The sequence below is a fragment of the Mycobacterium sp. genome (genome assembly GCF_025933915.1).
Taxonomy (GTDB): Bacteria; Actinomycetota; Actinomycetes; order Mycobacteriales; family Mycobacteriaceae; genus Mycobacterium.
The window spans coordinates 1-9,240 of record NZ_JAICZA010000167.1 but is presented as its reverse complement, the minus strand read 5'-3'; the positions used below and the strand labels follow the sequence as shown (position 1 = coordinate 9,240).

General features: G+C 67.3%; 7 protein-coding genes and 3 pseudogenes. 4 read left to right on the top strand and 6 right to left on the bottom strand.

The annotated features are described in order from the left end of the window. Positions 1-189 precede the first annotated feature (189 nt). A pseudogene (locus tag Q0W90_RS20565) lies at positions 190-1,272 on the top strand (MFS transporter); the annotation flags it as partial. A 133-nt stretch (positions 1,273-1,405) separates the two neighbouring features. Here Q0W90_RS20565 and Q0W90_RS20560 read toward each other — a convergent pair. Beyond that, positions 1,406-2,416 carry a 3-isopropylmalate dehydrogenase gene (locus tag Q0W90_RS20560; RefSeq protein WP_297602132.1) on the bottom strand — a complete coding sequence of 337 codons (1,011 nt, stop codon included), beginning with the start codon at positions 2,414-2,416 and terminating at the stop codon, positions 1,406-1,408. Between the two features lie 34 nt (positions 2,417-2,450). Beyond that, positions 2,451-4,037: a phosphoglycerate dehydrogenase gene (serA, locus tag Q0W90_RS20555; RefSeq protein WP_297700047.1), complete on the bottom strand. Its 1,587-nt coding sequence runs from the start codon at positions 4,035-4,037 to the stop codon at positions 2,451-2,453. Positions 4,038-4,048: 11 nt separating this feature from the next. Between serA and Q0W90_RS24515 the strand changes: the two are divergent. Together Q0W90_RS24515 and wrbA are read left to right on the top strand one after the other, a co-directional pair. After that, positions 4,049-4,168: pseudogene (locus Q0W90_RS24515) on the top strand (NAD(P)-binding protein); the annotation flags it as partial. A gap of 33 nt (positions 4,169-4,201) precedes the next feature. After that, complete coding sequence (gene wrbA / locus Q0W90_RS20550; protein ID WP_297593564.1) at positions 4,202-4,801, top strand: NAD(P)H:quinone oxidoreductase; 600 nt, start codon at positions 4,202-4,204, stop codon at positions 4,799-4,801. Positions 4,802-4,875: 74 nt separating this feature from the next. Here wrbA and ilvC read toward each other — a convergent pair whose 3' ends face one another. From ilvC to Q0W90_RS20535, 3 genes are all read right to left on the bottom strand, one after another. Then, positions 4,876-5,877 carry a ketol-acid reductoisomerase gene (ilvC, locus tag Q0W90_RS20545; protein WP_297593574.1) on the bottom strand — a complete coding sequence of 334 codons (1,002 nt, stop codon included), beginning with the start codon at positions 5,875-5,877 and terminating at the stop codon, positions 4,876-4,878. A gap of 62 nt (positions 5,878-5,939) precedes the next feature. Next, positions 5,940-6,446, bottom strand: a complete 507-nt coding sequence (ilvN, locus tag Q0W90_RS20540; RefSeq protein WP_297593562.1) for an acetolactate synthase small subunit — start codon at positions 6,444-6,446, stop codon at positions 5,940-5,942. After that, positions 6,446-8,263, bottom strand: a complete 1,818-nt coding sequence (locus Q0W90_RS20535) for an acetolactate synthase large subunit (protein ID WP_297700049.1) — start codon at positions 8,261-8,263, stop codon at positions 6,446-6,448. The genes ilvN and Q0W90_RS20535 overlap by 1 nt, the downstream gene beginning before the upstream one ends. A 381-nt stretch (positions 8,264-8,644) precedes the next feature. On the opposite strand from Q0W90_RS20535, the gene Q0W90_RS20530 reads away from it, so the two are divergent. Continuing rightward, on the top strand, positions 8,645-9,001 hold the full coding sequence (locus tag Q0W90_RS20530; protein WP_297593560.1) for a PH domain-containing protein: 357 nt from the start codon (positions 8,645-8,647) through the stop codon (positions 8,999-9,001). 11 nt (positions 9,002-9,012) lie between these two features. On the opposite strand, the pseudogene Q0W90_RS20525 reads toward Q0W90_RS20530, so the two are convergent. Further along, positions 9,013-9,240, bottom strand: a pseudogene (locus Q0W90_RS20525) (hypothetical protein); the annotation flags it as partial.

Genomic DNA, 9,240 nt, shown 5'->3' with positions numbered 1-9,240 from the left:
CGGGCCGTCACGATCCCACCTAGTGACGGTCGCGAGCGCGGCGTAGCCGGGCGTGGCGGGCCGTCACGATCCCACCCGGTGACGGTCGCGAGCGCGGCGTAGCCGGGCGTGGCGGGCCGTACCTGCCCGAGAACGAGCCAGGCGATCACCAGCAACGACAGAAGTCCTACCACGAAATTTCCCGGCGGTATGCGAGCATGGGGAATGCAGACCGACTCGGCCGCTACGCCCGAAATCGGCGCGGGGGCGCGCTGGTCGATCATGGTCGTTTCGCTGCTGGCAACGGCAAGTTCATTCCTCTTCATCAACGGCGTCGCGTTTTTGATCCCGTCGCTGCGAGCGCGCGGAATCCGGCTCGACGAAGCCGCGCTGCTGGCCTCGATGCCCAGCTGGGGAATGGTGGTGACGCTGGTGTTGTGGGGCTATGTGCTGGACCGGGTGGGCGAGCGGGTGGTGATGACCACGGGCTCGGCACTGACCGCGGCGGCGGCCTACGCCGCGGCGTCGGCGCATTCGTTGGTGCTGATCTCCATGTATCTGTTTCTCGGCGGTATGGCCGCCGCCAGTTGCAACACCGCGGGCGGGCGGCTGGTGTCCTCCTGGTTTCCGCCGCACCAGCGCGGTCTTGCGATGGGCATCCGCCAGACCGCGCAACCCTTGGGAATCGCCTTGGGCGCCATGGTGATTCCCGAGCTCGCCGAACGCGGACCGCAGAACGGGCTCAGATTCACCGCGCTGGCATGCGCGGTCGGGGCGATAGCGAGCGCGGTCGGAATCGTCGATCCGCCGCGGAAACCGCGCGCGAGCGCAAGCCATCAGGAACTCTCCAGCCCGTATCGAAGGTCGTTGACGCTGTGGCGGATTCACGCGGTGGCGGGCCTGATGATGATGCCCCAAACGGTGACGGTGACATTCATGCTGGTATGGCTGATCAGGAACCTGCACTGGTCGGTCGCGGGCGCCGGCGGGCTGGTCACGCTTTCACAGCTGCTGGGCGCGCTCGGCCGGGTCGCCGTGGGCCGCTTGTCCGATCGGCTCGCCTCACGGATGCAACCCGTCCGCTACATCGCGGCCGCCGCCGTGTTGGCGCTTCTCTTGCTGGCGTGGGCCGACTATATGGATTCGCGGTGGCAGGCGTGGCTCATGGTCGTCATCGCGGTGATCGCAGTGCTCGACAACGGGCTGGAGGCCACTGCCATCACCGAATTCGCCGGGCCTTACTGGAGCGGACGCGCGCTGGGCATCCAGAACACCACCCAGCGCATGATGGCGGCCGCCGGCCCCCCGCTGTTCGGTGCCTTGATTTCGGCCGCGAAATATCCACCGGCATGGACGTTGTGCGCTTTGTTCCCGCTGGCGGCGATACCGCTGGTGCCGACGCGGTTGCTCCCGCCCGGCTTGGAGACTAAAGCCCGGCGGCAATCCGTTCGCCGACTTCGCTGGTGGCGAGCCGTCCGCTCCCACGCGTTGCCAGGTGCCGCTCGACGGCCCGGTCCACCCGGGCGGCGGCAGCGTCCTCGCCGAGATGGGCGAGCAGCAACGCCACCGACATGATCGCCGCCGTCGGGTCCGCGATGCCCTGCCCGGCGATATCGGGCGCGCTGCCGTGTACGGGCTCGAACATCGAGGGATTGGCGCGGGTGGCGTCGATATTTCCACTGGCGGCCAAGCCAATTCCGCCGCACACCGCTGCTGAGAGGTCGGTGATGATGTCGCCGAACAGGTTGTCGGTGACGATCACATCGAAGCGACCCGGGTCGGTGACCATGAAGATGGTGGCCGCGTCGATGTGTTGATACGCCACCTCGACGTCCGGATAGTCCTGGCCGACCTCGGCCACGATGCGCGACCACAACCTGCCGGCGAAGGTCAGCACGTTGGTTTTGTGCACCAGCGTCAGGTGCTTTCGGCGCCGCCGGGCGCGCTCGAACGCGTCGGCGACGACGCGGCGCACACCGAAAGCGGTGTTCTGGCTTACCTCGGTGGCGACTTCGTTGGGTGTCCCGACGCGAATGGCGCCGCCGGTGCCGGTGTAGGGACCTTCCGTCCCCTCGCGCACCACCACGAAGTCGATCTCGGGGTTGCCGGCCAGTGGGCTGCTCACTCCCGGGTACAGGCGGCCGGGCCGCAAGTTGATGTGGTGATCCAGCTCGAAACGCAGGCGCAGCAACAAACCTCGCTCCAGTACCCCGCTGGGCACCGACGGGTCACCGATGGCCCCGAGCAGGATGGCGTCATGCGCCCGCAACTCGTCGATCGCCGAGTCCGGCAGTAGCTCACCGGTCGCGTGGTAGCGTCGCGCACCCAGGTCGTAGCTGGTCTTCTCCACGCCGGGCAGCACCGCATCCAGGATTTTGACGGCCTCGGACACGACTTCGGGCCCGATACCGTCGCCCTCGATCACCGCCAGCTTCATCGGCGTCGTTCCTCCTCATCGCTTCGCTCCGCGGTCACGAGAGATCAACCACCTCAAGCTTGTTGGCGCCGACGGCCGCGCCGATTTCCGAGCGCACCTCGCCCGGCACGTCTCGGTCCAGTCGCAGCAGGATCGTCGCACCCGGGCCCTCGGCGTCCTCGGAGAGTTGTGCGGCTTGGATATTCACCCCGGCCGAGCCCAGCAGCGTGCCGATCTTGCCCAGCGCGCCCGGCTGATCGGCATAGTTGATCACCAAGTTGATGCCCTGGGCACGCAGGTCGAAGTTGCGGCCGTTGATCTGCACGATCTTTTCGACGAGTTGCGGCTCGGTCAGGGTGCCGGCGACGTTGACGACCGAGCCGTCCGCACCGACGGCACGCACGTCGACCACACTGCGGTGGCTGGGGCTTTCCGAAGCCGTGCCGATGTCGGCGGTGATGCCGCGTTCCTCGGCCAGCGCCGGTGCGTTGACGAACGTCACCGGACCCTCGACGACGGCCGAGAACAACCCGCGCAGAGCCGAAAGTTTCAGCACCCCAACATCTTCGGAGGCCAGCTCGCCGCGCACCTGCACCGACAACGACACCGGCGGGCCGTCGGAGAGCGTGGCGGCCAGTAGCCCGAGCTTGCGCACCAGATCCAGCCACGGCGCCACCTCTTCGTTGACCGCCCCGCCGCCGACGTTGACGGCGTCGGGCACGAATTCCCCGGCCAGAGCGAGCTTCACGCTTGCCGCGACGTCGGTGCCGGCCCGGTCCTGCGCCTCCTCGGTGGATGCACCCAGATGCGGTGTCACCACCACCTGCGGCAGATCGAACAGCGGGCTGTCGGTGCACGGCTCGCTGGCGAACACATCGATACCGGCGGCCCGGACGTGGCCGCTGGTAATGGCTTCGGCCAGCGCCGCCTCGTCCACCAGCCCGCCGCGGGCGGCGTTGACGATGATGACGCCCGGTTTGGTTTTGGCCAGCGCCTCCTTGCCGATCAGGCCCGCCGTCTCGGGCGTCTTGGGCAGATGCACCGAGATGAAGTCGGCGCGGCCCAGCAGTTCCTCGAGGGTGAACAGCTCGATACCCAGCTGAGCGGCCCGCGCGGGCGCCACATAGGGGTCATAGGCAATGACGTGGGCGCCGAAGGCGGCCAGCCGCTGGGCGACCAGTTGCCCGATCCGGCCCAGACCCACCACCCCGACGGTATGCCCGAAGATCTCCGTGCCGGAGAACGACGAGCGCTTCCATTCGTGGGCATGCAGCGAGGCGTCGGCCGCCGGGATCTGGCGGGCCGCGGCCAGCAGCAGCGCGATCGCGTGTTCGGCGGCGCTGTGGATGTTCGACGTCGGCGCGTTGACCACCAGCACACCGCGCTCGGTGGCGGCGTTCACGTCGACGTTGTCCAGGCCCACCCCGGCGCGGGCGACGATCTTCAGCTTGGTCGCCGCCGCCAGCACCTCGGCGTCGACGGTGGTGGCCGAGCGCACCAGCAGCGCGTCGGCCTCCGGCACGGCCGCCAGCAGCTTCTCCCGATCGGGCCCATCTACCCAGCGGACCTCGACCTGGTCGCCCAGGGCCGCGACGGTTGATTCGGCGAGTTTGTCGGCAATGAGTACCACAGGCAGATTCACCCGGCCAGCCTATCGGCTGCCATTGGCGCGTCGGCAGCACCGTCGTCGGCGGCGAAGCCAACGGGTTGACCGCTGCGACGGCCTGCCCCCGGGCCGGCCTGAAAGTGCAGGTCGTCGAAGCTCAACCGACCTTGAGGGCCGCACTCGCGGCTTACGATGACGTCGTGACCCACCTTGCGATCATCTACTATTCGGCCACCGGCCATGGCACCACGATGGCGCAGCGCGTCGCCACCGCGGCCGAGTCGGCGGGGGCCGAAGTCCGCCTGCGCCACGTCGCCGAAACCCATGACGCCGAATCGTTCGCCCACAACCCGGCCTGGACCGCGAACTATGAGGCCACGAAGGATCTTCCGGCGGCGACCGGCGACGACATCGTCTGGGCCGACGCGGTGATCTTCGGCTCACCGACTCGGTTCGGCTCTCCGGCAGCGCAATTGCGCACGTTCCTCGACTCGCTGGGCGGGCTGTGGGCGCAAGGCAAGCTTGCCGACAAGGTGTACGCGGCGTTCACGTCGTCCAACACCGTGCACGGCGGTCAGGAGACCACCCTGCTCTCGCTGTACATCACGCTGATGCATTTCGGCGGAATCATCGTGCCCCCCGGATACACGGATCCGTGCAAGTTCGTCGACGGCAACCCGTACGGCGTCAGCCTGGTGTCCACCCACGACAACATCACCGAATTCGACGAGCCCACCGAAAACGCCCTCGAGCACCTGGCCCGCCGGGTCGTCGCCACGGCCGACCGGCTCACCTCTTAGCGCGAGCAGACGCAGAATCGCACGATTCCAACCGAATTCGTGCGATTCCGCGTCTGCTCGCGGTGGATGCCCGCCTACGCCGTCTCGGTGATCGGCCGGTCGACCCAGCTCATCAGGTCACGCAGTTTCTTGCCGGTGACCTCGATGGGATGTTCGGCGTTCTCCTTGCGCAGCTGCTCGAGCTGCTTGTTGCCGCCCTCGACGTTGGCGACCAGCTTCTTGACGAAGTCACCGTTCTGGATGTCGCGCAGGATCTCCCGCATCCGCCCCTTGGTGCCGGCGTCGATGACGCGCGGCCCCGACAGGTACCCGCCGAACTCCGCGGTGTCGGACACCGAGTAGTTCATTCGGGCGATGCCGCCCTCATACATCAGGTCGACGATCAGCTTGAGCTCGTGCAGCACCTCGAAGTACGCCATCTCCGGCGGGTAGCCCGCCTCGACCATCACGTCGAAACCGGTCTTCACCAATTCCTCTGTGCCACCGCACAAGACGGCCTGCTCACCGAAGAGGTCGGTTTCGGTCTCGTCCTTGAAGGTGGTCTTGATGACGCCGGCCCGGGTGCCGCCGATGGCCTTGGCGTACGACAGCGCCAGCGCCTCGCCGCCCCCGGTCGGGTCCTGGTCGACGGCGATCAAACACGGCACGCCCTTCCCGTCGACGAACTGCCGGCGCACCAGATGGCCGGGGCCCTTGGGGGCGACCATCGCGATGGTGACGTCGGCGGGCGGCTTGATCAGGTCGAAGTGGATGTTGAGCCCGTGACCGAAAAACAAAGCGTCACCGGGCTTCAGGTTGGGCTCGATGTCGTTCTTGAAGATGTCGGCCTGCGCCGTGTCGGGCGCCAGCAGCATGATGACGTCGGCCCACTTGGCGACCTCGGCCGGGGTGTCGACGTCCAGGCCCTGCTCGGAGACCTTGGCGCGGGACTTCGACCCCTCCTTCAGCCCCACCTTCACCTGCACGCCGGAGTCGCGCAGGCTCAGCGAGTGCGCGTGTCCTTGGCTGCCGTATCCGATGACCCCGACTTTGCGACCCTGGATGACGGTCAGGTCCGCGTCGTCGTCGTAGAACATCGGCAATGTCTCCCCAGACGGGTTAGCCACTTCACTATCTCCTTCTTGTTTGCGCTGAAAACTTACTTGGCCGTGCCGATTCCGCGCGGACCGCGGGACAACGACACCACTCCCGATTGGACGATTTCGCGGATACCGAATGGTTCCAGGACCCGCAGCAGAGCCTCGAGCTTGCCGCGGTCACCGGTGGCCTCGATCGTCAGCGATTCGGGTGAAACGTCAATCACCTTGGCGCGAAACAGGTTCACCGCTTCGATCACCTGACTGCGGATACCGGCGTCGGCGCGCACCTTGATCAACGCCAATTCCCGCGACACGGAGTTGTCGTCGTCCAGTTCGACGATCTTGATGACGTTGATCAGCTTGTTGAGCTGTTTGGTGATCTGTTCGAGCGGGGTCTCCTCGGCGGAGACCACAATGGTCATCCGCGACATGTCCTTGGACTCGGTCGCGCCGACCGCCAGCGACTCGATGTTGAAGCCGCGCCGCGAGAACAGCGCCGCCACGCGGGCGAGCACACCGGGTTTGTCTTCGACCAGCACCGAGAGCGTGTGCGTTTGCGGACTCATCAGGCGTGCCCCTCACCCTCGTCGTCGAACAGCGGGCGGATCCCGCGGGCCGCCTGAATCTCGTCATTGCTGGTGCCGGCGGCCACCATCGGCCACACCTGCGCATCCGCGCCGACGACGAAGTCGATCACCACCGGGCGGTCGTTGATCGCACGCGCCGCGTTGATCACTTCGGCGACGTCTTCCTCACGCTCGCAACGCAATCCGACACAGCCCAACGCCTCGGCCAGCTTCACGAAGTCCGGGATGCGGCGCGAGTGGGTGGCCAGATCCGTCTGCGAGTAGCGCTCTTGGTAGAACAGCGTCTGCCACTGGCGGACCATGCCCAGGTTGCCGTTGTTGATCAGCGCCACCTTGATCGGCACGCCTTCGACTGCGCAGGTGGCCAATTCCTGGTTGGTCATCTGGAAACATCCGTCGCCGTCGATCGCCCACACCTCCGCGTCCGGGCGGGCCATCTTGGCGCCCATGGCGGCCGGAACGGCAAAACCCATGGTACCCAGGCCGCCGGAGTTGAGCCAGGTGCGCGGCTTCTCGTAGGAGATGAATTGAGCCGCCCACATCTGGTGCTGGCCGACGCCGGCGACGTACACGGCGTCCGGGCCGGCGATCTGACCCAGCTTCTCGATGACGTATTCCGGGCCGAGGCTGCCGTCGCTCTGCGGTCCGTAACTGAGTGGATAGGTGGACCGCACGTCATCCAGGTAGGCCCACCACTCGGTCATGTCGATCGTGCCGGGCACCGCGTCGTGCCGCAGCGTCTCGAGCAGCTCGACGATGACGGCCTTGACGTCGCCGACGATCGGCACGTCGGCATGGCGGTTCTTGCCGATCTCGGCCGGGTCGATGTCGGCATGGATGACCTTGGCTTCCGGCGCGAAGGTGTCGAGCTTCCCGGTCACCCGGTCATCGAAGCGGGTTCCCAGCGCGATCAGCAGGTCGCTGCGCTGCAGCGCCGCCACCGCGGCGACGGTGCCGTGCATGCCGGGCATGCCCATGTGCTGACGATGGCTGTCCGGAAAGGCACCGCGGGCCATCAGCGTGGTCACCACCGGGATGCCGGTCGACTCGGCCAGCTCGCGCAGCTGCTCGGTCGCATCCCCGCGGATGACGCCACCGCCTACGTACAGCACCGGTTTGCGGGCGCCCGCGATCAGCTTGGCGGCCTCACGGATCTGCCGGTTGTGCGGCTTGGTGTTCGGCTTGTATCCGGGCAGATCGATACGCGGCGGCCAGCTGAACGTGCACTGGCCCTGCAGCACGTCCTTGGGGATATCCACCAGCACGGCGCCGGGGCGGCCCGAGGAGGCGATGTGGAACGCCTCGGCGAGCACCTGCGGGATCTCGTTACCGGAGCGGACCAGGAAGTTGTGCTTGGTGATCGGCATCGTGATGCCCGAGATGTCGGCTTCCTGGAAGGCGTCGGTGCCGATCAGCGTGCGCCCGACCTGGCCGGTGACGGCGACAACGGGTATCGAGTCCATCTGGGCGTCGGCCAGGGCGGTGACCAGGTTGGTGGCACCGGGGCCGGACGTCGCCATGCAGACACCGACCTTGCCGGTAGCGTGCGCGTAGCCGCTGGCGGCGTGGCCGGCGCCCTGCTCGTGGCGGACCAGCACGTGGCGCAGCTTCGTCGAGTCGAACAGCGGGTCATAGACCGGCAGCACCGCACCGCCGGGAATGCCGAAGATCACCTCGACGTCGAGTTCCTCCAGCGAACGGATCACCGACTGCGCGCCGGTAAGTTGCTCGGGCCCAATGCGTTTCGGCTTGCCGTTCGAAGACTTCGCGGCCGGCTTCGCCGCGTCGGTGGCGATGTCGGCGGCGCCCGGTGCGTCGGGGGCGGGCGGCCTGGTGGGAGCGCTCACTGTCGTTCAGTCCTTATTCACTCTGGGAGTCTCGCGGGGGCAACAAAAAACCCCCGACAGCTCATCTGCTGCACGAGGGTTGCGCGTTGGTGCTGGATTGCTTCAAATGCTGACGGGCAAGTCAGGCACCAACGCGCCTAATTACTACGAGCATCCCGGGCTTTCCGGCGGTATCCATAGCGCTCGACGGTAGTCTTCGCACAGCTCAGCAGTCAAATCCGCGGCCGTCACCAGGCGGGTTGGCCGCGGCGGTGCGCGGGCCGACCGAGCGGGCGCGCCGGGTGAAATGATGGTCGGGTGGCTACCGGGTCGTCTTCTCACACACCTCTCGTGATCAGGGTGTCCCCCATCGCGCACCTGGCCGTCGGATTCTTGGCCCTGGGCTTGCTGATCCCGGTCCTGCTGTGGCCGCCGTCCGCGCCGCTGCTGATCCTCCCGGTGGTGCTGTCGGCGATGATCATGCGGTTACGCACCGTGGCCGACGACCGCGGCGTCACCGTTCGGACGCTGCTGGGCAGCGAGGCGGTGCGCTGGGACGACATCGACGGGCTGCGTTTCCACCGCGGTTCCTGGGCACGCGCGCGCCTCAAGAGCGGCGCCGAGCTGCGATTGCCGGCGGTCACGTTCTCGACGCTGCCGGAACTGACCGAAGCCAGCTCGGGACGGGTTCCCAACCCGTACCAGTGAAGGGCCCCGGGTCAGCCGATCGGGTTCATGCCGTTGAGCGCGACCCACACCCCGATGCCGGCGCCGATGCCGGCCAGCAGGGCGACGAAGGACCCGATGAAGGGCCGGTGAGCCCAGCCCCGGCGCGCGTCGAGACCGTAGCGGCCGGGCCCGCACAAGATGACCGCGGCGGCCATGGCGATGAGGGTGATCTGGTATTCGTGCCCTTCGGGCAGGAAGAACGAGAAGTTGCGTGTGTG